20 protein-coding genes are annotated in these 21,501 nt (G+C 64.2%); 3 read left to right on the forward strand and 17 right to left on the reverse strand.

What is annotated here, in order from left to right; all coding sequences use genetic code 11:
* Positions 1–27: 27 nt before the first annotated feature.
* Both AWB65_RS15920 and AWB65_RS15925 read right to left on the reverse strand, forming a co-directional pair.
* A complete protein-coding gene (locus AWB65_RS15920) occupies positions 28–822 on the reverse strand; it encodes an SDR family NAD(P)-dependent oxidoreductase (protein ID WP_087668072.1) in 795 nt (264 codons plus the stop codon).
* Between the two features lie 39 nt (positions 823–861).
* Entirely contained in the window at positions 862–1,740 is an 879-nt protein-coding gene (locus AWB65_RS15925; RefSeq protein WP_235007638.1) for an enoyl-CoA hydratase/isomerase family protein, read from the reverse strand.
* A 260-nt stretch (positions 1,741–2,000) separates the two neighbouring features.
* On the opposite strand from AWB65_RS15925, the gene AWB65_RS15930 reads away from it, so the two are divergent.
* The gene (locus AWB65_RS15930; protein WP_087668073.1) at positions 2,001–2,810 is read left to right on the forward strand and encodes a FadR/GntR family transcriptional regulator; all 810 of its coding nucleotides are present in this window, start codon (positions 2,001–2,003) and stop codon (positions 2,808–2,810) included.
* A 21-nt stretch (positions 2,811–2,831) separates the two neighbouring features.
* Here AWB65_RS15930 and AWB65_RS15935 read toward each other — a convergent pair whose 3' ends face one another.
* The 6 genes from AWB65_RS15935 to AWB65_RS15960 all read right to left on the reverse strand — a co-directional run bounded on the left by AWB65_RS15935 (position 2,832) and on the right by AWB65_RS15960 (position 8,989).
* Positions 2,832–4,262, reverse strand: a complete 1,431-nt coding sequence (locus tag AWB65_RS15935) for an FAD-dependent oxidoreductase (RefSeq protein ID WP_087668074.1) — start codon at positions 4,260–4,262, stop codon at positions 2,832–2,834.
* An 18-nt stretch (positions 4,263–4,280) separates the two neighbouring features.
* Positions 4,281–4,991: an ABC transporter ATP-binding protein gene (locus AWB65_RS15940; RefSeq protein ID WP_087668075.1), complete on the reverse strand. Its 711-nt coding sequence runs from the start codon at positions 4,989–4,991 to the stop codon at positions 4,281–4,283.
* Complete coding sequence (locus AWB65_RS15945; RefSeq protein WP_087668076.1) at positions 4,978–5,793, reverse strand: ABC transporter ATP-binding protein; 816 nt, start codon at positions 5,791–5,793, stop codon at positions 4,978–4,980. The genes AWB65_RS15940 and AWB65_RS15945 overlap by 14 nt, the downstream gene beginning before the upstream one ends.
* Positions 5,790–6,812: a branched-chain amino acid ABC transporter permease gene (locus tag AWB65_RS15950; protein ID WP_087668077.1), complete on the reverse strand. Its 1,023-nt coding sequence runs from the start codon at positions 6,810–6,812 to the stop codon at positions 5,790–5,792. The genes AWB65_RS15945 and AWB65_RS15950 overlap by 4 nt, the downstream gene beginning before the upstream one ends.
* Positions 6,809–7,690 (reverse strand): branched-chain amino acid ABC transporter permease, encoded by an 882-nt coding sequence (locus AWB65_RS15955; RefSeq protein ID WP_087668078.1) that lies wholly within the window; start codon positions 7,688–7,690, stop codon positions 6,809–6,811. The genes AWB65_RS15950 and AWB65_RS15955 overlap by 4 nt, the downstream gene beginning before the upstream one ends.
* A gap of 63 nt (positions 7,691–7,753) precedes the next feature.
* Positions 7,754–8,989 (reverse strand): ABC transporter substrate-binding protein, encoded by a 1,236-nt coding sequence (locus AWB65_RS15960; RefSeq protein ID WP_087668079.1) that lies wholly within the window; start codon positions 8,987–8,989, stop codon positions 7,754–7,756.
* A 186-nt stretch (positions 8,990–9,175) separates the two neighbouring features.
* Between AWB65_RS15960 and AWB65_RS15965 the strand changes: the two genes are divergently transcribed.
* On the forward strand, positions 9,176–10,267 hold the full coding sequence (locus AWB65_RS15965) for an alcohol dehydrogenase catalytic domain-containing protein (protein ID WP_200821727.1): 1,092 nt from the start codon (positions 9,176–9,178) through the stop codon (positions 10,265–10,267).
* On the opposite strand, the gene AWB65_RS15970 is transcribed toward AWB65_RS15965, so the two are convergent.
* From AWB65_RS15970 to AWB65_RS16005, 8 genes are all read right to left on the reverse strand, one after another.
* On the reverse strand, positions 10,264–11,988 hold the full coding sequence (locus tag AWB65_RS15970) for a GMC family oxidoreductase (protein ID WP_087668081.1): 1,725 nt from the start codon (positions 11,986–11,988) through the stop codon (positions 10,264–10,266). The genes AWB65_RS15965 and AWB65_RS15970 overlap by 4 nt on opposite strands.
* A 44-nt stretch (positions 11,989–12,032) precedes the next feature.
* A complete protein-coding gene (locus tag AWB65_RS15975; RefSeq protein ID WP_087668082.1) occupies positions 12,033–13,526 on the reverse strand; it encodes an aldehyde dehydrogenase family protein in 1,494 nt (497 codons plus the stop codon).
* 18 nt (positions 13,527–13,544) lie between these two features.
* Positions 13,545–14,780, reverse strand: a complete 1,236-nt coding sequence (locus tag AWB65_RS15980) for an NAD(P)/FAD-dependent oxidoreductase (RefSeq protein WP_087668083.1) — start codon at positions 14,778–14,780, stop codon at positions 13,545–13,547.
* 44 nt (positions 14,781–14,824) lie between these two features.
* Positions 14,825–15,019, reverse strand: a complete 195-nt coding sequence (locus tag AWB65_RS15985) for a ferredoxin (protein ID WP_087659187.1) — start codon at positions 15,017–15,019, stop codon at positions 14,825–14,827.
* A 71-nt stretch (positions 15,020–15,090) separates the two neighbouring features.
* A complete protein-coding gene (locus AWB65_RS15990) occupies positions 15,091–16,305 on the reverse strand; it encodes a cytochrome P450 (protein WP_235007639.1) in 1,215 nt (404 codons plus the stop codon).
* Positions 16,306–16,321: 16 nt separating this feature from the next.
* A complete protein-coding gene (locus tag AWB65_RS15995) occupies positions 16,322–17,569 on the reverse strand; it encodes a CaiB/BaiF CoA transferase family protein (RefSeq protein WP_087668084.1) in 1,248 nt (415 codons plus the stop codon).
* On the reverse strand, positions 17,569–18,759 hold the full coding sequence (locus tag AWB65_RS16000) for a CaiB/BaiF CoA transferase family protein (RefSeq protein WP_087668085.1): 1,191 nt from the start codon (positions 18,757–18,759) through the stop codon (positions 17,569–17,571). The genes AWB65_RS15995 and AWB65_RS16000 overlap by 1 nt, the downstream gene beginning before the upstream one ends.
* Positions 18,760–18,950: 191 nt before the next feature.
* Positions 18,951–19,199, reverse strand: coding sequence for a hypothetical protein (locus AWB65_RS16005; RefSeq protein WP_087668086.1), 249 nt, complete (start codon positions 19,197–19,199; stop codon positions 18,951–18,953).
* Positions 19,200–19,500: 301 nt separating this feature from the next.
* Between AWB65_RS16005 and AWB65_RS16010 the strand changes: the two genes are divergently transcribed.
* On the forward strand, positions 19,501–20,160 hold the full coding sequence (locus AWB65_RS16010; RefSeq protein WP_087668087.1) for a TetR/AcrR family transcriptional regulator: 660 nt from the start codon (positions 19,501–19,503) through the stop codon (positions 20,158–20,160).
* A 136-nt stretch (positions 20,161–20,296) separates the two neighbouring features.
* Here the strand turns inward: AWB65_RS16010 and AWB65_RS16015 are convergent, their stop codons facing one another.
* Complete coding sequence (locus AWB65_RS16015; RefSeq protein ID WP_087668088.1) at positions 20,297–21,460, reverse strand: mandelate racemase/muconate lactonizing enzyme family protein; 1,164 nt, start codon at positions 21,458–21,460, stop codon at positions 20,297–20,299.
* Between the last annotated feature and the right edge of the window lie 41 nt (positions 21,461–21,501).

Here is a 21,501-nt window from a genome sequence, read left to right on the forward strand (position 1 = left end):
TCCGTCATTCGGTGCTGGTTGCCCGGCTCAGTAGCTCGGGAAGGAAAGACCGCCGTTGATGCTGAGGGTCGATCCCGACACCTGATCCGACTCCCTGCTCGACAAATAAAGGATGTATTCGGCCAGATCCTCGGCCGTGTTGAGCTTGAACTTCACACGCTGCTCGGCCTTCGTGAACGCCTTGACGATCACTTCCTGCGAACCCGCGTCTTTCGCGGCGAGGAAGCGGTCGTGCGCGGGCGTGCCGGTCGTGAGCGTGGTCGCCACCGAATTGATGCGGATGCCGAGATGGGCCAGCTCCGCACCGAGCGCGCGCGTGAGGAACATGATCGATGCACCGGCCGCACCGATCATCGATTCGCTCGGCGTAGGGATGCGCGCGGCATCGGTCGTGACGAGGACGATCTTTCCGTACTTCTGTTCGCGCATGAACTTGGTCGCTGCGTGCACCGCGTTCAGCCGCGGCATCAGACGGCTCGTCAGGCAAGCGATGCCCTCGTCCGGTGCCATCTCGACGAAGAGCTTCGGTTTGGGATCGCGCGGGCCGCCGCTCGCGACCACGATATCCACCTTACCGAACTGCACGACCGCTTGTTCCACCGCGCGCTCGATGCCTTCGTAAGTCAGCAGGTCGCTGTTGACGAATACGCGCTTGCCGGGAAAAGCGCTGCATTCGTCGATCAGCGAGTATGCTGCCGCTTCGTCGCGTCCCTGGATCACGACGCTCGCGCCGCTCTGCGCGAGCTTCTTGACCGAAGCCCGGCCAATGCCTTTCGTTCCGCCGAGCACCACCGCCGACGAACCGGTAAGTTCAGTAAGCATGCTGTCCCCTCTGTTTGTTTCTGGATCGGTTATGCAGGTTCACTTGCCTTCCTTGGCCTCGCCGTCGTAGCGGTTCTCGCGCGAATGCGCAGCACCCGTCACGCCCTTGCTGCGGCGCTCCTTCATGAAGTTGTTTTCGTCCGGCTCATAGCGGATGTTCGTGCCGAGCGCATGCATCACATAGCCGTGGACGAACTGCGACGTCATGCCGAGCGAATCGAGCGCGAGATGCGTCGCGGCCTTGCCGATCGCGATTGCATCGCGCGGCAGTCTGACGATGCGTTCCGCCCAGTCTTCGCCGGCCGCTTCCAGCTCGCTCGCAGGCACCGCCTTGTTGACGAGCCCGATGCGCGCGGCTTCGATTCCGTTCATCGTCTCGCCGAGCAGCAGCACTTCGCGCGCCTTCTTCGGACCCATCGCGAGGATGTTGATGCTCGTCATGTACGACGCGCCCGCGAGCCCCATCTTCTGCTCGGGGTGGCCGATCTTCGCGTCTTCGGCGGCGATCGCGAGGTCGCTCGCTTCGACGATGTAGAGACCCGCGCCCACGCAATAACCCTGAACCAGCGAGAGCGTCGGCTTGGTGCAATAGAGAATCTGGCGAAACTGCTCGACGTGGTGTTTGTCGAAGCTGAGGCGAATGCGCTGGCTCGGCCGACGTGCGCCCGGCTCTTTCGAAAACCCGTACTCCGCGCCGCCGACCTGGCCGAGATCGTGCCCCGTCGAGAAGTCGCGCCCTTCGCCGCGGAATATGACGACGCGCACGTCGTCGTCGCGTTCGGCACGCTCGATGTGCTCCATCAGACGGTCGAACATTTCGTAGGTCAGCGCGTTGCGCTTCTCGTCGCGGCAAAACGTGATGTACGCCCGGCCGTCCCGCGCCTCGTACTTCACCAGGTCTCTCAAGTCTTCACTCATCTTCCGTCCCTTGAAGGTTGTACTAGTCCGCGCTGCATGCAGCGGTGCGGACGCTTTGGTGCAGCCATTCGTATCCGTTTAGTTCATCCTTCCTTTGGTACATTGGATGAACCATTGGGATAATAGTTACGAAAGTTGCGGTTCGTGTCAAGTAGCGAAACCGCCTAGTCGCGAAGTCGTTATTCGGGCAGGGCATTGCTGACTTGAAGAATCGCGCGGCGGGAGTTAGGATCAGCGGGACAACATGAATGGATTAGCCATTGAAAACCGCCAACACCAGCACCCGCGCACTGAAGCGCCCGATTGAAGTCACTGCTGAAGACACCGCGGTCGCGCGCGCGCGACCGGCGCCCGCCTACGCGCCCGTGCAGACGCGCCGCGCGTTCGAGGCCGTCGCCGACCAGATCCGTGGCCAGTTGACAAGCGGTGCGCTGCAACCGGGCGACCGCTTGCCGCCGGAGCGCGAGCTTGCCGAACAGTTCAGCCTGAGCCGCAACACGGTGCGAGAGGCACTGCGTTCGCTCGAAATGGCCGGTGTGCTCGAGTTCCGCAAGGGCGCCACGGGCGGCGCATTCGTTCGCGAAGGCCAGGGCGACGCGGTGATCGCCGGATTCTCGGACCTGTTCCGGCTCGGCGCGATCCGGCCGGCCGATTTGACCGAAGCACGGCTGATCGTGAGCGTGGCGGCAACGCGTCTTGCCTGCCAGCGCGGCACCGAGGCAGACTTCGAAGCCTTGCGCGAGAATTTTCGTCAAAGCGAACTTGCGGTCGCGAAGGGCGACGTTCCGGAGCGCGTGCGGATCAATCTCGACTTTCATCGGTTGCTCGCACGCACCGCGCGCAACCCGGTGCTCGTCATCCTGACCGACGCGCTCGTCGAGATTCACGAGCAGTTGCTGCAAGTCGTCTCACCGTTGCCCGACAGCGCGGTCATGCCGTCGCGCCGGCGACTGCTGAAGCACCTTGCGGCACGCGATGAGGAAAAAGCGGCCAACGAGATGGAGACGCATCTGAAGGCCTTGCAGCGGCACTATCTCCTGCAGCAAACGGAGACGAAGCGCGGCGAGTGAACACATAGCGGCGGCGCGATCCTACACGGATACCTTTATCTCCCGCGCCGCGCTTTCGGCGGACCGCAGGCCGAACACCGCGGCCTTCGCCAGCCCGCCGACATATCCCGCGTTCGCGCCACCCTCGATCCCGCCTGTCGTCGCGCCCGCCGCATAAAGGCCGGGTATCGGACAATGCTGTTCGTCGAGCGCGCGTCCATCCGCATCGATGACGACGCCGCCCATCGTGTAGGTCATGCCCGCGCAAAGCGGGATCGCGAGAAAGCCGGGGCCAGCGATCGGCGATGGCGCGGTCGCGAGGGTCGCCAGCCTGACGGTTCGCCGTGGCGTCAGCGCCTCGGGATGGCCGCTCGATAACGCCGCGTTGTAGTCCCGCACGGTCTGCGCAAGCGTCTGTCCGTGCATGCCGAGTTTCGACGCTAGCGCCTCAATATCGTCCGCTCGATGGATCGTCGCGCCGAGGCGCTCCAATGCGGGATTCGGCGGCAGAAGGAATGCGCCGCCCGGTCCCGCCCAGATCGCTTCATCGAGAATCACGAACGACGACAACGGTTCATCCAGCGCCGCGATCGCGTTCGCAACCGCCACGCCGCCGAGACCTTCGTCGGCGAATCGCCGCCCGCTGCGATCCACGACGATCGCCGCCGACGCCACGATATCCAGCACGGGATACGGCCAGAGCGATTCGTCGTCGAGCGCGCCTTTGTGCTGCACATGGCCGTAGAACTTGTCCATGCCCGCGAGCGCCGCGCCGGCCGAACGCGCCATGCGGATCCCGTCGCCCATCCCGGTGCCCGCCCCGCGTTTGCACAAATGCTCTGGTCGCGGCGAGATGAATTCGCGCACCATGTCCGCGTTGCCTTGAAATCCGCCATCGGCGAGCAACACGGCGCGCGCTTCGATCACACCTTCCGTGCCGTCGGGCAATGAAGTGACAATGCCCTGGCATCGTCCATCGATCATGCGAAGCGTTTTTGCGCGCGCGCCGCGAACGAAGCGCCCGCCTGCCGCCACAAACGATCCCTCAAGGCGTTGCAGCAGCAAATCGCCGCCCTTGCCGCGCCAGTGATCGTGGAATCCCGTCTCCCGCAAGCTGAACGGTACGAGCATGTTGCGCATGAACGGATACTCGCCGCCGCGCCCGAACTCCGCGCCATGTCGAGCCAGCCAATCGACCACGCGTGCGCCATCGGTTGCGAGCGCAGCCGCCAGTGCGGGATCGCGCAGGCCCGGGCACGCTTCGGCGATCGCTCGTTCGAGGCGCTCCGGGTCGGTCTTGATGTCCTGAAACGCCAGATGAAACACGCCGCCTGCGTAGCGCGAATTGGCGGCGTACTTTTCTTCGCTACCCGCTTCGAGCAGCACTGCGGAACAGCCAAGTTCCGCCGCCCGGTTAGCGGCGACGAGCCCGGCCAGCCCTCCTCCGACGATCGCCAGATCCACACATGACATTCGCACTCTCCAAGTCGATCAACCCAGATAAGCCTGCTGAATCGCTTCGTGATCGCGCAGCGAGTCACCCGTCCCCTGCGCCGCGATGTTGCCAACCGAGAGCACATAGCCGTAGTCGGAGAGCGCGAGCGCTTCGTCCGCGTGCTGCTCGACGAGAAGGATGGTCAGCCCCGACCGGCGCAACACTTGCAGCACTTCGAACATGCGCTCGACCACGAGCGGCGCAAGTCCTAGCGAAGGTTCGTCGAGCAGCAGCAGTTTCGGGTCGGCCATGAGTGCGCGCCCGAGCGCGACCATCGACTGTTCGCCGCCGCTCAGCGTGATGGCGCGCTGCCCCGCGCGTTCCTTGAGCTTCGGGAATAACTCGTACACATAGTCGAGTCGATCGCGAAAGAGATTCTTGTCGCCGCGATGCCGCAGACGGTGAAAACCGAGGCGCAGGTTCTCCGCCACGGTCAGCGCGGCGAAAACCTGCCGCCCCTCCGGCACCTGCACGATGCCGAGCTCGACCACCTCCGGCGCTGAAAGCCTGACGATGTCGCGTCCGTTGAACGTCATCGATCCGGCGTTGATATCGACAAGACGCGAGATGGCGTTGATGAGCGTGGATTTGCCCGCGCCGTTCGCTCCGACCGCCGAGACGATCGTGCCCTCGCGTATTTCGAGCGAGATGCCGTGCAGCGCCTCGGTGCCCTTGTACCCGGCACGCAGTCCGTCAATTTTTAGCATGTGCGCCTCCCGTTCCCAGATAGGCTTCGATGACCTTCTGATTGCTCTGCACCGAGGCCGCGTCCCCTTCGGCGATTTTCGCGCCGTGATCGAGCACGACGATCCGGTGGCACAGGCTCATGATGAATCCGATATCGTGCTCGACGATGAGGATCGTGAGACCGTCGTCGTTGAGTTGCCGCAGCATCCGGCCGAGGCCCGCCGTCTCTTCGTCGTTGAGGCCCGCGGCCGGCTCGTCGAGCAGCAGGATGCCGGGCTCGCTCGCCAGCGCCCGCGCAATTTCGACGAGACGCTGCTGACCGTGCGGCAGAGTCGAGATCGGATCATCCGCGCGCTGCGCGAGACCGACGAACTGCAGCAGTTCCATCGCACGCTCGGCCGAGCGGCGCTCGTCGGCGGCCACCTTGCGAAAGCGCAGCAGCGACGCGATGAAGCCATCGACGAGTTGCGGATGAAAGCCGAGCATGACGTTTTCGAGCACGGTCAGCCCGCTGAAAAGGCGCACGATCTGGAACGTGCGCGCCATACCCATCGCGCTGCGCCGGTGCAGCGGCGCGTGTGTGATGTTTTCCTGCTGGAAGAAGATTTCGCCGGCGGAAAGTCCGTCGACGCCCGTGATGAGGTTGAACGTCGTCGATTTGCCCGCGCCGTTCGGCCCGATCAGTCCGACCGCCTCGCCCTGGCGGACCTCGAACGTGACGTTGTCGACGGCGACGAGGCCGCCGAAGCGCTTCACGCCCGACTGGATCGACATCAGTTGCGGCGCTTCGATCGGCGTGCGCGGTGTGGCTTGCGTTCTCATCGCCCGACTCCTTTCTTGACGGTGTGCCGCGCAGGCAAACGCGGCGGGGTACGCCGCGCAAAGCGGGCACTCTGCTTCGCCGTGAGCGACCTGAACATCCCTGAAAGTCCGTGCGGCATGAAGATCAGGAACAACAACAGACTGAGGCCGTAGACGAGCGTTTCCAGCTCGCCGAAACGCGTAAGGAACTGCGGTGCCATAACGACCACGATCGAGCCGAGGATCGGTCCATAGCGCGTGCCGAGTCCGCCGACCACGGCGATCGTCAGCATCGATACGAGAATCGGAAATTCGCCCATGCTCGGACTGACTTGCCGGCTGACCACCGCGAAGCCGACCCCCGCGAGCCCTGCGAGAACCGCGCTCAGCACGAATACGCGCAGCTTTTGCACGGCGACGTTCACGCCCAGCGCGGCCGCTGCCTTGTCGTCGTCGCGGATCGCCTGCAGCGAGCGGCCCAGATGCCCCGACACGATGAAGTTCTGCAGCGCGAGCACGAGCGCCGTAGCGGCGACAATCACGTAGTAGAGCGTCATGCGGTCCATCGTCTTCTCGCCGATCGAGATCGACGGAATCAAAAGGCCGCCGGTGCCCCCCGTCACGTCGATCCAGCGATTCGCCACGCCCGAGATCACGAGGCCGAAGCAGAGCGTCGCCATCGCGAGGTAGTGCGTGCGCAGCCTGAGCAGCGGCACGCCGATCACGAGCGCCACGAGCGCGCAGATCACGAGGCTCACCGGCAGCGCGGCGAGCGGCGGAAAGCCCGCTTTCAGCTGCAGGAGCGCGTACGCATACGCTGCGATCGCGAAGAATCCCTGATGGCCCATCGCGATCTGCCCTGCGTAACCGTAGAGCAGGTTGAAGCCCATGCTGAGCACCGCATAGATGCAGATGAGCGACAGCAGCCGCAACTGAAAGCCGGTGGTGAAGAACATCGGCGCGGCGACCGCGACGATCAGGAACAACACGAACGGCGCTCGCGCGTGCCATGCGGAAGGTTGGGTGGATGCCTGTCTCATCGCCGGACTGCCTCGAAGTCGCCCAGCAAACCGAACGGACGGATCAACAGGACGAGAAGGATTAGAAGAAAGATGATCGGTTCGGCGTAGAGGCTGCTGCCATAGCCCGCGACGAACGTCTCCAGCACGCCGATCACGAGACCGCCGGCCGCCGCCGCGAACGGGCTGCCGAGTCCGCCGAGGATCGCCGCCATGAAGCCCTTGACGGTCAGCGCGACGCCCATCGACACCTGTCCGCCGAGCAACGGACCGATCAGCACGCCCGAAATGCCGCTCACAAACGCACTGAACATGAAGCCGAAGCGCACGATGCGCGACGAGCGGATACCCATCAACTGCGCCACGCGAGGCTGCGCGCCGGTCGCGCGGATGCACAGCCCGAAGCTCGTGCGATACAGCAGGAACCACGTAATCAGCAGGAACACGACGAACGCCATCACGATCGCCATCTGTTGAAGATTGGTCGTGAGCGGTCCGAGGGTGATCGGTTCGAGCGACAGGATGTTCGGCACGTAGAGCTGGTTCGCGCCCCAGATCAGCAACGCGATGCCGCTCGCGATGATCGCCGCGGCGAGCGTGCCGATCATGATCGTGAGCGGCGGCGCACCGCGCTTGACGAGCGGGCGATACACCGCGAACTCCAGCGCGAGCGAGCAGACAAGGACGACGGCCAGCACCGCGAGAAGCGCGACGGGCGTGGGCAGCGCATAGGTGACCATGAAGAGGATCGCGGACATCGCCCCGATCATCACGAAGTCGCCTTGCGCGAAATTGATGACGCGATTGGTGCCGTAGATCAGCGACAGCGACAGGCCGATCAGCCCGTAGACGCTGCCGTTGGTCAGGCCCGCAAGCAGTAAGACGCTGATTTTATCCATGTGCGTGTGCTAGGTGGAGGGCAAGGCTGAAAGCGACGGCAAGGGCCGCCGTCGCACGATCGGTCAAAGCGGTTTGAACTTGTTCAGGTCGGGCTTGACGAGGCGCGCCCCGCTGTCGGCGACGAGAATGAAGACGTACCAGTTCGCGTCCGGCGACCCGTGGTGCTGTTGCGGTCCGAAGTGATAGCTCGCGCTCTGCTCACCCTGCAACCCCTTGAACTGCGTGAGCTTGTCGGTGCCGTCGCGGAATGCCTTGCGTGCTTCCTCGATGTTGCCGGCATCGATCGCTTTCAGCACGGCCGGCATGGCGATCACCTGAAGCGCCGCTTTCGCCGCGTCGTACCCGATGACCGGATAGAGCGTCGGCTGATGAGGACCGAAGCGCGCGTTGAAGGCTGCGAAGAACTTCTGCACATCGGCGCGCGACGGATCGACCGTGTTCGGGATCAGCACGCCGTCGCTCGCGGGACCGGCGAGCTTGCGCAGCGTGTCGAGCAATGCACTGCGCGACACGATGATCGGCGCCGTGACGTTGAGCTGGCGTGCGGTGCGCAGAACGCGCGCGCCGTCGGCGGGATAGGGAAATACGAGCAGGACGTCGGGCTTGGCATCGCGCAGGTTGGAGAGCTGCGGGGAAAGATCCGTCGCGTTGATGTCGTAAGTCTGCTGCGCCACCACCGTGATGTTCTTCTTCCTGAGCGCGGCGGTCGTCGCACGCGCGCCGTCGGTTCCGAACGGCAGCGAGTTGTTGATGATCGCCGGACGCTTGAAGCCCTGTTGCGCGAGCAGGTCGGCGATCGCCGCCGCGTCCTGACGGTTCGCAGGCCCAAAGCGGAAGTGGTAAGGCGCGGGCGGATCGGTCAGCGTGTCGGTGCCGGCCGAGAGCATGTAGTACGGAATCTTGTTTTCCGTCGCGATGGGGATCATCGCCGCCGCCGGCGCCGACGGATTGCCGCCGATGATCACGAGCCCCTTGTCGTCCTCGGCGCACCGCGATGCGAAAGTCGCCGTGAGCTGCGGGTCGGTCTTGCCGTCGTAGGCGATCAGCTTCAGCTTGTGCCCCGCGATGCCCCCCGCCGCGTTCGCTTCGTCGATCGCCAGTTGCACACCCTGGTAGCCCTGCGTGCCAGTATCAGCGGCGGCGCCGCTGCGGTCGTCGATCGAGCAGATCAGGATGGGCTCGGCCGCGTGCGCCGTCAGCGTGAAAGCCGTGGCGAGGGCGGCCGCAAAGCTCAGTCCCGCGAACTTCGTCCAGCCAGGCCGCTGGTTCGAGCGCGTCGCGCGCCGTAACGTTTTCATGGATGTCTCCTCCGAATAGTGGTTCAGGCAATCGCCTGGATTGGAACGTTTTGTCATTGGATGAACCTTTGGGTTTATCATAGAGGTGTGCGAATTCGGCTGTCAAGAAACCTGGGCTCGGGGTTTAACCTCGGTGCCCGGGCAGCGGGTTCATCGATAGAGTCGGCTTGTTCCCAAGGAGAGAAAGTGCCAACGCATCTTTGTGGTCACATGCACGGCGTGCAGTTGCGCGCACCGGGCGACGTCGCGCTCGCCGATTTGCCCATTCCGTCCGCCGGAGCCGGCGAAGTCGTGTTGCGCGTCCTCGCGGCAGGCCTCTGTCAGACCGATCTGCATATTCGCAGCGCAGCCGACTCGCGCACGCCCGACGGCACCACACTCGGACACGAGATAGCGGGTGTCGTCGAGGAGACCGGTGCGGGCGTGACGCAGTGGCGCCCGGGCGACCGGGTCGTCGTGCATCCGTGCTGGTCCTGCGGCGCGTGCAGCGCGTGTCTTGCAGGGCGGCAGAACGCATGCCGGCGCACCGGCGGACGACTCAATCCGCCTCCGACTCCGGGCGTGACAAAAAACGGCGGCATGGCCGAATACGTGTGCGCGCCAGCAAGCGCGCTGGTTGCGATCGGCGATCTCGATCCCGCGATCGCCGCCACGCTCACCGACGCCGCGCTCACGCCTTATCACGCGATCCGCACGTGCTTCGAACTCCTGCATCCAGGCTCGACAGCGGTGATCATCGGACTCGGCGGACTCGGCAATCTCGCGGCGCAGATCCTGCGTGCGACGACAGCCACGCGCATCGTCGCCACCGACCTTTCCGATGCCGCGATCGAGGCCGCGCGCCCGTGGGCGGATGTCGCGCTCTCATCGAACGATCCGGCGCTGGCCGACCAGATCGTCGCGATGACGGACGGTTTCGGCGCGGACGTCGTGCTGGATTTCGTCGGCAACGACGCGACGCTGCGGCTCGCGGCGGCGATCGTCGGACGCTCGGGCGCGATTCGCGTGGTGGGCCTCTCGGGCGGCACGTATCCGTTCGTCGCGCGCTCGGCGGGCAATCCCCTGCCGCGTGGTGTCTCCGTCATGTGCCCGTACGGCGGCACCTACGGCGACCTCGCGGCGGTGATCGCGCTCGCGCGGCGCGGCGACATCAAGCCGCTCGTCACGCGCTTCCCGCTCGACGATGCGATGCGCGCCTTCGATGCCCTCGAAGCCGGCACGATCCGCGGCCGCGCCGTACTGATCCCCGGCGACGCCGCGATTCCGCCCACGCGCTAGGCCACCTGAACGGCTGCGACAACCCGCTGGCCGACCATCATGTCGGCCACTTTTTCGGCGGCCATCATCGTCGGAAAGTTGAGGTTGCCGCTCGGGATATGCGGGAAGATCGATGCATCGACCACGCGCAATCCTTGCACGCCGCGCACGCGCGCCTGAGGGTCGGTCACCGCGAGCGGATCGCCGTCGGGGCCCATGCGGCACGTGCATGACGGATGCCACACGCCCACGCACGCGCTGCGCACGAAGTCGCGCAGCGCGGCATCGTCGGCGAGGAGATCGGCGAGCGTCGCGCCGCCCGCGATCACGCGCGTCATCAGGAAACGCCGCAATGGCGCGGGGCCGTCGAGCAAGGTGGCAAGCACATCGGTGATCACCTTGTTGCGGCGGCTGAGCAGCGCCACCTGCCGGACCTTCTCGCTATAGCTTGCCGGGAACGGGTCGGCGGTGACGGCCCGGACGGCCGCGAGCGCCTGCACCGACGCCATGCGTCGAAAGCCGTCGGCGAGGCGGTCGAGATCGCGCTCGTCGGAGAGGAAATTGAAATCGACCGAAGGCGGCGCGCGCCAGTCACGCGACGCGAGCCTCACTTCGCCCGCATTCGAAAACGGCTTGTTCACATACATCAGCATCGTGCCGATACGTTCGCCGACCGCGTGCCACGACGTCTTCGTGACGACCGAGACGAACATGTCGCCCGCCGGCGCGCCGCCGATGCCCGACGAATAGCGCCAGCCGAGCAGGATGTGCCGTCGGGTCGCGTCGTTCACGCGTGCGGGCTTGCGAAGGAACGAAGCCAGCGCGACGGACGGATGTTCCATCAGATGCTGCCCGACGCCCTTCGATTCCGCGACGATCGCGATGCCCCGCTCGCGCAGATGCGCCGCCGGCCCGATGCCCGCGCGCAGCAGGATCGCGGGCGATTGCAGCGCACCCGCCGAGAGAATCACTTCGCGCGCGCGCACTTCAGCGGGACGACCCGGCGATTCGAGCCGGATGCCGCAGCACTTCGTGCCTTCGAACAGGAGGCCGGCGACTTCGGTTCCGGTCCAGATCGTGAGGTTCGGCCGCTTGCGGGTTGCGGCGTCGAGATAGCCCATCGACGCCGACACGCGTTGTTCGTCGAGATTGGAAATCGCGATCGGGAAATAGCCGTCGCGGAATTCGCCGTTCTGGTCGGGCAGATAGTCGTAGCCCGATTCCTCGAGCGCGGCGGCCACGGCTGTCGCATGTTTCGGCCACGCGTCCGGGAAAATCCGGCGCACCGGAATGGGCCCGGACCTGCCGTGCAGCGGGCCGTCGAAGTCGATGTCGCGCTCGATCTTTTTGAAGTACGGCAGCACGCTTTCCCAATCCCATCCTTCGACGCCGCGCGCCGCCCAGTCGTCGTAATCGCCCGGCGCGCCGCGGTTGAAGAACTGCCCGTTGATCGACGAGCCGCCGCCCAGAATGCGCGCCTGCTCGTACTTGCGCAGCTTGCGTGGCTGCGTGCCATCCCGGGGCGCGACCGTCGTCACCTGCAGGCCGGGCCACAGGTAGTTAGGGTTCAGATAGGCGGTGCCGGGGTAGCTGTCGAGAATCGCGGCCGGCAGATTGTCGTTCGGCAGGTCCGCGCCCGCCTCGCACAGCAGAACGTTCGTGGACGGATTCGCCGACAGGCGGTTGGCAAGCACCGAACCGGCCGAACCGCCGCCGACGATGATGTAGTCGAAGGATGTCATCGTGTTGATCTTTTAGAATGGGCGCGTGCGGACTCGGCGGTCCCTCAGTCGAGGTTGATCGCGATGCTCTTTACGGACGTGTAGAGGTCCAGGACTTCGCGTCCGCGCTCGCGTCCCCAGCCCGATTGCTTGTAGCCGCCGAACGGCAGCGCGGGCTCGTTGACCATATGCGCGTTCACCGACACCGAGCCTGCCTTGATGCGTCGCGCGAGCTTGTGCGCAACACCCAGGTTCTGCGTCCAGATTCCGGCGAAGAGACCGAACTCGCTGTTGTTCGCCTCGGCCGCGATGGCTTCGAGATCCTCGTCGTCGAACGGCATCGCGCAGACGACCGGCCCGAAAATCTCCTCGCGATAGATCGACATGCTGGTCGATGTATCGATGAAAACCGTCGGCCGCACGAAATAGCCACCGTTGTCCGGCGCGCTCTGGCGGTTCATGCGGCGAGCGCCCTCTTCCTCGCCCTGGCGGATATAGGCGCTGACGCGCTGCATCTGCTGGCTCGAAATCAGCGGGCCGATCTGGCTGCCGGGCGCGAGTCCGTGACCGACCTTCAGCGTGTCGCCATGCTCGACGACGCCTTCGATAACGCGGTCGAACACTTTGCGGTGCACGAAAAGCCGCGAGCCCGCCGAGCACACCTGGCCGCTGTTGAAAAAGATGGCGTTGGCCGCGCCCGTCGTCGCGAGGTCGAGGTCGGCGTCGGGAAAGACGAATACGGGCGACTTGCCGCCCAGTTCCAGCGATACCTTCTTCAAATTCCCCAACGCGGCCTGGACGATGCGCTTGCCGGTTTCGGTCGACCCCGTGAATGCGATCTTGTCCACGTCAGGGTGCGCGGCGAGCGCAGCGCCCGCCATCGCGCCGAAGCCGGTCACGACGTTCACCACGCCGTCCGGGATGCCCGCTTCCTGGATGATCTGCCCGAGCCGCAACGCGTTGAGCGGCGTCTGTTCGGCGGGTTTCAGCACGACGGTGCAGCCAGTCGCGAGCGCCGGCGCTATCTTCCAGATCGCCATCGACAGCGGAAAATTCCACGGAATGATCTGCCCGACGACACCGACCGGCTCACGCGTCGTGTACGCATGCCATTCGCCCGGAACCGATACGTTGACCGATTCGCCGTTCAGCTTGGTCGCCCATCCGGCCATATAGCGCAGCATTTCCGCCGTGCCCGCGATGCCGCGCTTCGCCACCGCGAGCGGCTTGCCGTTGTCCACGGCTTCGATCTCGGCGAGTTCGTCACCATGTTGTTCGATGAGATCCGCGAGCCGGAACATCACGCGCGTGCGGTCCGCCGGCTTCATCTTCGCCCAGTCGCCCGTTTCGAACGCGCGGCGCGCGGCGCGCACGGCGAGGTCGACGTCAACGGCGTCGCCTTCAGCCACGCGCGCGACAACTTCGCCCGTGCCCGGATCGAAGACATCGAAGGTCTTGCCCGATTGCGCATCGACCCAATGTCCGCCGATCAGGAGACGGTGTGTGCCGCGGATGAAGCTCGCGCTCTGCGTGCCCAGGCTTTCGTAAATCGTCGACATCTGCAAACACTCCTTTTTCTAGGTGACGGACTGGAGCACGGTCTTCAGGTCGAATTGCGAATCGGCGGCCTGCGCGGGCGTGACGGGCGCATCGGCGGCGAGCAGCTTGCGCGCGGCGATGTGGTCCGCCGGTCGGTTGACCGATTCGACCGCGACGAGCTGCCCCTTCGAGAATCCGTAGGCCGAGAACTTGAGGCCCGCGCGGTCGCCGCGCAGGACGATTTCGTCGGCCCGGTTCATCGCAACGCCCGCGATCTGCAGCTTCACGCCGCCCTGATCGCTCCAGAACCACGGCACCGCTTCGAAGCCGTGCGTGTGTCCGGTCAGGCGCTGCGCGAGATAGCGCGCCTGATCGACGGCGTTCTGCACCGATTCGATCCGGCAGTTGCCAAACGCGAAACGCGACGGAAAAGCCGCGCAATCGCCGAGCGCGGAGATCGACGGGTCGCTCGTCGCGAGATTCAGATCGACGACGATGCCGTTCGCGATCTCGAGTCCCGCATCCTTCGCGAGTTCCACGTTCGGCACCACGCCGATGCTCACCACCACGAGATCGGCTTCGTGCAGCACGCCGTCCGTCGTCTCGGCGCCGATCACGCGGCCCGCTTCCGTGCAGATGCGCTTCACGCCGCTATCGAAGCTGAAGCTCACGCCAAGCGACTCGTGATGCCCGCGAAACGCCTCGGCAACAGGCGCGCTGACCGCACGGCTCATCAGGTTCGAACTCGCTTCGATCACGCTCACCGCGACGCCACGCTTCGCGGCGACAGCGGCGAACTCGAGCCCGAGAAAACCCGCGCCGACGATCACCGCGCGCTTCGAGCGGTTGAGCGCCTCACGTAAGGCATGCGCATCGTGCAGCGTGCGCAGTGTCAGAAGGCCCGAAGTCGCACTGTCCCAGCCGGGCAGCAACCGGTTGCGCGCGCCGGTCGCGAGCACGAGATGCTCGTACTCGAAGCGCCGGCCGTCACCGGTCGTAATGTGACGGCGCTCGCGATCGATATGCAGCACGCGCACGCCGAGCATCAGTTCGATCCTGCGGCCCTCGTAGAAGGGCTCCTTCTGAAATGTGACCTGCTCCGCTTCGCAGTCGCCGCTCTGGAACGCCTTCGAAAGCGGCGGGCGCTGATACGGCAGATCTGGCTCGTCGCCGATCAATACCACGCGCTTTTCGTAGCCGGCGTCGCGCAGCGACACGGCCAACTGATAGCCGGCCTGCCCTGCACCGATGATCAAGATTCCCGCGTCCTTCATGTCATGACCCTTGTGAACGTGTTGCGGCTCTCGGCGAACGCTGCTTACTCGTCGAACGTGATCACGAGCGCGGGACACAGGCGCGCCGCTTCACGGCAGGCTTCGTGAAGATGCGGCGGCGGGCTTTCCTGCAATACGATGACGAGCCCGTCGTCCTCGTTCTGGCTGAAGACTTCCGGCGCTGCCACCACGCACAAACCCGCACCGATGCACTTCGTCGCGTCAACGTTGATTTTCATGTCTGTCTCCTGATGATTGCTGCATGCCCGCGCGGGATGCGCGGCCACGTTAGCCGGTTCGCTGAACTCGCTTACCACTCGACCGGCAATGCATCGACGCCGTACACGAACGCGTCGTAGCGGAACTTGATGTCGTCCAGCGGCACCGCGAGCCGCAGTTTCGGCAGGCGCTGGAAGAGCGTCGTGAAGACGATCTGCAACTCGGCGCGTGCAAGCGGCTGTCCGAGGCACTGATGCACGCCGTAGCTGAATGCGACGTGATGCAGCGCGGGACGATGGATGTCGAACTGGTCGGGGTGATCGAATGCTTTCGGGTCGCGATTGGCCGCCGTGATCAGCGCAAGCACGCCCTCGCCCTTCCGTATGAGCGTGCCTGCCACCTCGACATCCTCCATCGCGACGCGTGGGCCGTTGTAATGCACGATCGTGTGAAAGCGCAGCATTTCCTCGACGGTATTGCGCACGAGCGACGGATCGGCGACGAGCGCGTCCTTCTGCTCGGGATGCGTGAGCAGCGACAGCGTGCCGAGCGCGATCATGTTCGCCGTCGTTTCGTGGCCGCCCATCAGCAGCAGTTCGATGGTCGCGAGCGCTTCTTCGCGCGTCATGTGGCCGGGCACGACCTGGCTCGTCACGAGGCGGCTGATCAGGTCGCTGCGATTGCCCGGATGCGCCATCTTCTCGGTGATCAGGCGGTCGAGATATTCGCGCATCTCGGCGCCCGCGCGCACCGGCACTTCAGGATCGGCCGTGAGGTCGAGCTTGGCCTTGCTGCGCTCCTGGAAGAAATCGCGGTCTTCGTAGGGCACGCCAAGCATCCGCGAGATGACGGTGGTCGGCACGGTGAGCGCGAAGTCCTCGAACAAATCGGCGGGCGAACCCTTCGCGATGAACTCGTCGAGCAACGTGTCGACCGTTTGCTGCAACTCGGGGCGCATCGCGTCGATGTGATGCACCATGAATTCCTTCGACAGCATCCGCCGATACTTCGTGTGCTGCGGCGCGTCCATGCGGATGATCGTCGGCGGATACTCCGCTTTCAGCAGCGCCGCGCGGGCCGGTGCGATGAACGGGTAGCCCGGCGTCGAGGGCGCCGTTGAAAAGCGCGGGTCGCCGAGGATCGCGCGCACGTCCTCGTAGCGGGTCGCGATCCATGCTTCGGTGCCATCGGGCATCGTTACTTTCGAGAGCCCTTCGTTCTTGCGGATCTCCGCGTATTCCGGCGGCGGGGCGAACGGGCAGCGGCGCATCGGAAAGGCCGGCGCGGATGCTTTGTAGTCGTCCATCAAAGGTCTCCTTGTATCAACGTACGATGTTCTGTTCACGCAAGCGGGCGATGGCGGCGGCGTCGAGATGCAGCCTCTCGCCGAGAATGAGGTCCGTGTGCTCGCCGAAAAGCGGGGGGGCCTTCGGCGGCGCCAGCGAGCTTTCCCGCATCTTCAGCGGCGAGTTCACGAGACTGATGCGGCCGGCGGTTGGATGGTCGATCTCGCAGACCATGCCGCGCGCCTTCGATTCATCCGAGTTCAGCGCTTCGAGCACGTTCTGCACGAGGCCCGCCGGTACGCCCGCGCCTCGGAAGAGCGGCACCCATTCGTGGCGCGAGCGTGTTCTGAGGCGCGCCGACATCAGTTCATCGAGCGCGTCGCGGTTGGCGCGGCGTGCGTCGTTGTCGATGAAACGCGGATCGGTGGCGAGACCCGGCATGTCGAGGACGTCCGAGCAGAAACGCGCGAACTGCACGTCGCTGCCGACGTGGAACATGATCGGGCCATCGGCCGCGTGATACAGACCCTGCGGGATGATGTCGGCGTGACTGTTGCCGTAGCGCCCGGGCGCCTTGTTCAACAGTAGCGCGTTGGCCGCCACCGAGACATGATTCGCGAGGGTGCAGTCGAAGAGCGCGATGTCGATCGCTTCGCCGCGCCCGTTGCGCAGGCGTCGCACGAAGGCGGCGAGGATTGCCTGCGTTGCGTACATGCCGGCCGTGATGTCGCAGATCGGCACGCCGGCCTTCGACGCTTCCCCTTCCGGCTCGCCGGTGATCGACATGAGGCCGCTTTCGGCCTGAATCACCGAGTCGTATCCGGGACGTTGCGCACTCGGACCTGTGCGTCCATAACCGCTGACCGAGCAGTAGATGAGCTTCGGGTTTTCCTGGCGCAAGGCTTCGTAGCCGAGCCCATAGCGCTCCAGCGTGCCGAGCAGATAGTTCTCGACAAGGATGTCGCTTTCGCGGGCCAGCGCCTTTACGAGCTCCGCGCCCTCCGGCTTCGAGAAGTCGATCGCGACCGACTGCTTCGTACGGTTGATCGCGAGATAGTAGGTGCGCTCGCCGCCTTCGATGGCCGTGCCCCAGTGACGCGTCTGGTCTCCGCCCTTCGGATGCTCGACCTTGGTCACTTCCGCACCGAGGTCCGCGAGCATCATCGCGCAGAAAGGCGCGGCGAGAACACGCGACAAGTCGAGCACGCGCACGCCTTTCAGCGGCGGTTCGTCGCGCGCGAGTTCGGGCAAGCCGATGCCGTGGCACGGGTTCATGGCTGACATCACTCGGTTCCCAAGGCTGCGGCGGCCGACTGTTCCGCGTCTTTCGCGGCCAGCCCGAACTCGCGCAGGACTTCGTCCGTGTGCTGGCCGATGGTCGGCGGCGGACGGCGAATCGAAGTCGGCGTCTCCGACAGGCGGATCGGGTTCGTGACGACCTTGAACTTGCCGGCCGTCGGGTGATCGAGTTCCTCGACCAGATCCCTTTGCACGCGCGGGTCTTCGAAGACTTCCTGAAAATTCAGCACCGGCGAGAACATCGCTTGCGCTTCGAGCAGCGTCTCGTTCCAGTGCGAGAGCGGCTGTTTTGCGAAGGCATCGGCCAGCCCCGCATCGACGATATTGCGGTGCGCGAGGCGCCCGTCCTTCGTCTTCAGGCGCTCGTCGGCGAGCAGGGCTTCGGCACCGACGGCCGCCGCGAGCACGCGCCAGAACTTGTCCGTATGCGCAATCACCATCACATGGCGATCGTCGGATGTGCGGTACGTGTTGTACGGAACGATCTGCCAGTGCGCGTTGCCGATGCGTCCCGGCGTCTCGCCGGTCGCGAAGTAATACGCGTCGCGCGGGATCATGCTGAAGATGGTCGCGTCGAGCATCGAGAGATCGACGCGCTGGCCGCGGCCCGTGACGTTGCGCGACTGGATGGCGGCGAGCACGCCGATGGTCGAGAGCAGCGGCGTGATCAAATCCGCATACGGCATGCCGGTTTTCAATGGGCCGGTCTGCTCGTCGCCCGTCAGTTGCATGATTCCGGACATCGCTTGCACGACGGGGTCCATGCCGGGGCGGATGCTGTCCGCACCCGTGCGGCCGAATGCGGAAGTCGAGCAATAGATCAGGCGCGGATTCCCCGCCGACAGCTTTTCATAGCTGATGCCAAGCTTCTCCGCGACGCCCGGCCGGAAGTTCTCCACGACGATATCCACTTGCTTCGCCATTTCCTGCGCGGTGTGCTGGCCTTCCGAGGTCGTCAGATCGAGCACGACGCTGCGCTTGTTACGGTTCAACGTGAGGAAATAGACGGCATCGTCGCCGAGGAAGGTCTCACCCGTGAGGCGCATCGTGTCCCCTGCGGGCGGTTCCACCTTGATCACGTCCGCGCCGAAATCGGCAAGCAGCATCGTGCCGAAAGGGCCGTTCATCATCTGGGTAAAGTCGAGGACTTTCAGTCCCTCAAGTGCGCTGCTCATCGTCGCCTCTCCTGGTTTTGCGTGTCGCCTTGACGCTGTTGATCGAGTTCGAATCAGGTTTCTAGTGAAACTAACTTTGTTTCATTGGATCAACCTTTGATTCGATACTGCTACGTTTGCATGGCGATGTCAAGGACGGGTAAATCCGGGGACGGCCTTCTTGAACAGCGCGGCAGGTCGCCGGGATGACTTCAGGCTGCGAAGCGCAATGCGTTCATCGACGGACGACGGTTCGTCGGCGGAAACACGCACCACGTTCCGTCGTCGTGGCGAAAGAACAGGACCGAGAGCAAACCCGACGGCCGCTCTACTTCGACGCGTATGCAACGCGTCGGGTGCGCGCCTCTTCGCGTCATCCGGACGACTCGCGCCGGCGTGGCTTGCGTCGGACCAAGCCATTTGTCCACCAGACGATGCAATGAACTTGCGTGGCGGTTCATTTCGATGCTCCTTTCTACCGGCAGATGTGCTGCAGGCGATTGCGTGCCGGACGTGACGCCGGGCGACTATTTTTATTGGTCCTTTGACCAAATATTAGTGGTCAAATGACCAATTATCAAGGCGATCTAAGCTAGGGTATACGCGCTATTTATATGTGTGTTGGCGATAAACGAGTGTTTGGGTCTAGCATCGAAACCGGATTTGACCTATATAATTGGGTTGTTTGACCAAATCTTGGTTTGATACAGGTGCAGGCGACGCGCTTGCCTGACCCCAGTCGGTTCGCAGGAGATCGGCCATATGGAACTCATGAACATCACGTCCGAGGACATCAGCGGAAAGGACGCGAAGGGTGCGTCGAAGTCGCGCGGCAACCGGACCACACGCATTCCCGAAATTCTGGAAGTCGCGATCCGTGTCTTTGCGCGTGAGGGCAACGCCGGCTTCACTCAACGGCGCGTCGCGGCGGATGCGGGCGTACGCCTGAGCACGCTGCAGCACTACTTCGGCAGCAGGGAGTCGCTACTGCAATCGACGATCGAAGAAATGGGAAAGCGTTATCTCGAACGATTTCGCCTGCTCGCCGACGATGCACTGCGGACGCCCGAAGCGCGTCTGGAAACGCTTCTCGACGAAACGTTCGACGTTCTGACGGGGCCGGACAATGTCGTCAGTCCCTTCGCGCTCGAAGTCTGGTGTCTGGCCGAACATCAGGCGTCGGTACGAGACCTGATGGTCAGGGTCAGCGGCGACTTTCAGGAGGTTTTCAGCAAACTCGTCGCGGAAATCAATCCCGCGCTAGCGCGTGACGAGTGCCGTCTGCGCGGCGCGCTCATCTATTCGCACTGGCAGGGGCTGATCGTATTCTTGCGACGATCAGGGCGAAATGCGCCGGACCTCGTCGCGTTTCGTACGGCGACCAAGGTCGTCTGGAAGGCGTTGAGCAACGCTTCACATTAGCTTTTGTCGGATTTTCGCTGTGCAGCGATGTGCGACGCGCGCGGTCCAGTCGCGAACCGCTTCCGCCCACCGGCCGGCCACAGCGTTGACTTGGCCGGTGGAGCGCGATTTCGCCGCTCGTGGGTAACGTCTCCCCTTACTGGTCGACAATGAACCCGTCATAGTGCGGGCGCATCGAGATCGGTTTGGACAGGGGCGGACGAATTCTCTGCGCGTCCGGCAGGAGCGCGATCCCGAGACCGGGACCCGTCGGAATATCGACGAAACCGTTCGTCGGCAAAGGAACGAAGTCTACGATGTCACTACCCAAATGCTTGCCCGTCGATTCGAAGACGCCTGCTTCGAAACCCGTCGAGTATTCCTGAATCGCGAAGTTCGGAATCGCGGCCGCGATTTGCAAACAGGCGGCAAGTCCGATCGGAGAAAGTGGATTGTGCGGCACGACCTGCACATGATGTGCCTCCGCCATCGCAGCGACTTTCTTCGCGCCCGTAATCCCGCCGCAAACGGCCACGTCCACCCGCGCATACTCCACGGCGTTGCGGGAAAGGAGCGCCTGGAACTCATAGATCGTGCAGAACCGCTCGCCCGTGGCGATCGGCACGCGAATCTTTTCGGCGACCCGAGCCATCGCGTCGGGGCCTTCGGGGCGGATCGGATCCTCGACGAACATTGGCATCGCGCTTTCGATGCCGTTCGTGAACGTGATCGCTTCGGCTGGCGTCAGGCGCCGGTGCAGTTCGACCAGCAGATCGACTTTCTCGCCCACGACCTCACGCATCCGGTGCACGTTCTGAATCGCGTCGCGCATTTTCTTGATGTGCGTCTTGAAGTAAACCTGGTCGTTGCCTTCGTCGAGAAACGGGTTGATGTGTCCGAATGCGGTGAAGCCGGACTCCATCTTGCGCTGGCATTCTTCCAGCACCTTTTCGATGGTGCTCTCGTAAATGTGGCCATAGATCCGGGCCTTGTTACGCGCCGGTCCACCCAGCAATTCATAGATGGGAACATTGAGCGCGCGGCCCTTGATGTCCCAGAGCGCGATGTCGATGGCCGAGATCGCGGAGTTGATCGCGAGTCCCTGGAAATAGCTGAACCGGTGCATCACGTTCCAGTGATGTTCGATGTCGAAGGCGCGCTTGCCGACCAGATACTCCGCAAAGCGCCTGACCGCGGTGCCTGCGGCCTCGATGTGCCCCCAGATGCCAGCTTCGCCGTAGCCGACGATGCCGGCATCGGTCTCGATGCGAACGAACATGAACTGGCCGACGTGCATAGGCTCGACTTTGACGATCTTCATTGACCCTGCTCCTTGACTGACAGTTGATATGCCTTCTCAGG

The sequence above is a fragment of the Caballeronia humi genome (assembly GCF_001544475.1).
GTDB classification, from domain to species: Bacteria; Pseudomonadota; Gammaproteobacteria; order Burkholderiales; family Burkholderiaceae; genus Caballeronia; species Caballeronia humi.

What these genes read in the sequence shown, in the direction of transcription:
- AWB65_RS15920 (WP_087668072.1), bottom strand. Translation starts at nt 822, where the DNA reads ATGCTTACTGAACTTACCGGTTCGTCGGCGGTGGTGCTCGGCGGAACG.
- AWB65_RS15925 (WP_235007638.1), bottom strand. Translation starts at nt 1,740, where the DNA reads ATGAGTGAAGACTTGAGAGACCTGGTGAAGTACGAGGCGCGGGACGGC.
- AWB65_RS15935 (WP_087668074.1), bottom strand. Translation starts at nt 4,262, where the DNA reads ATGTCATGTGTGGATCTGGCGATCGTCGGAGGAGGGCTGGCCGGGCTC.
- AWB65_RS15940 (WP_087668075.1), bottom strand. Translation starts at nt 4,991, where the DNA reads ATGCTAAAAATTGACGGACTGCGTGCCGGGTACAAGGGCACCGAGGCG.
- AWB65_RS15945 (WP_087668076.1), bottom strand. Translation starts at nt 5,793, where the DNA reads ATGAGAACGCAAGCCACACCGCGCACGCCGATCGAAGCGCCGCAACTG.
- AWB65_RS15950 (WP_087668077.1), bottom strand. Translation starts at nt 6,812, where the DNA reads ATGAGACAGGCATCCACCCAACCTTCCGCATGGCACGCGCGAGCGCCG.
- AWB65_RS15955 (WP_087668078.1), bottom strand. Translation starts at nt 7,690, where the DNA reads ATGGATAAAATCAGCGTCTTACTGCTTGCGGGCCTGACCAACGGCAGC.
- AWB65_RS15960 (WP_087668079.1), bottom strand. Translation starts at nt 8,989, where the DNA reads ATGAAAACGTTACGGCGCGCGACGCGCTCGAACCAGCGGCCTGGCTGG.
- AWB65_RS15970 (WP_087668081.1), bottom strand. Translation starts at nt 11,988, where the DNA reads ATGACATCCTTCGACTACATCATCGTCGGCGGCGGTTCGGCCGGTTCG.
- AWB65_RS15975 (WP_087668082.1), bottom strand. Translation starts at nt 13,526, where the DNA reads ATGTCGACGATTTACGAAAGCCTGGGCACGCAGAGCGCGAGCTTCATC.
- AWB65_RS15980 (WP_087668083.1), bottom strand. Translation starts at nt 14,780, where the DNA reads ATGAAGGACGCGGGAATCTTGATCATCGGTGCAGGGCAGGCCGGCTAT.
- AWB65_RS15985 (WP_087659187.1), bottom strand. Translation starts at nt 15,019, where the DNA reads ATGAAAATCAACGTTGACGCGACGAAGTGCATCGGTGCGGGTTTGTGC.
- AWB65_RS15990 (WP_235007639.1), bottom strand. Translation starts at nt 16,305, where the DNA reads ATGGACGACTACAAAGCATCCGCGCCGGCCTTTCCGATGCGCCGCTGC.
- AWB65_RS15995 (WP_087668084.1), bottom strand. Translation starts at nt 17,569, where the DNA reads ATGTCAGCCATGAACCCGTGCCACGGCATCGGCTTGCCCGAACTCGCG.
- AWB65_RS16000 (WP_087668085.1), bottom strand. Translation starts at nt 18,759, where the DNA reads ATGAGCAGCGCACTTGAGGGACTGAAAGTCCTCGACTTTACCCAGATG.
- AWB65_RS16005 (WP_087668086.1), bottom strand. Translation starts at nt 19,199, where the DNA reads ATGAACCGCCACGCAAGTTCATTGCATCGTCTGGTGGACAAATGGCTT.
- AWB65_RS16010 (WP_087668087.1), top strand. Translation starts at nt 19,501, where the DNA reads ATGGAACTCATGAACATCACGTCCGAGGACATCAGCGGAAAGGACGCG.
- AWB65_RS16015 (WP_087668088.1), bottom strand. Translation starts at nt 21,460, where the DNA reads ATGAAGATCGTCAAAGTCGAGCCTATGCACGTCGGCCAGTTCATGTTC.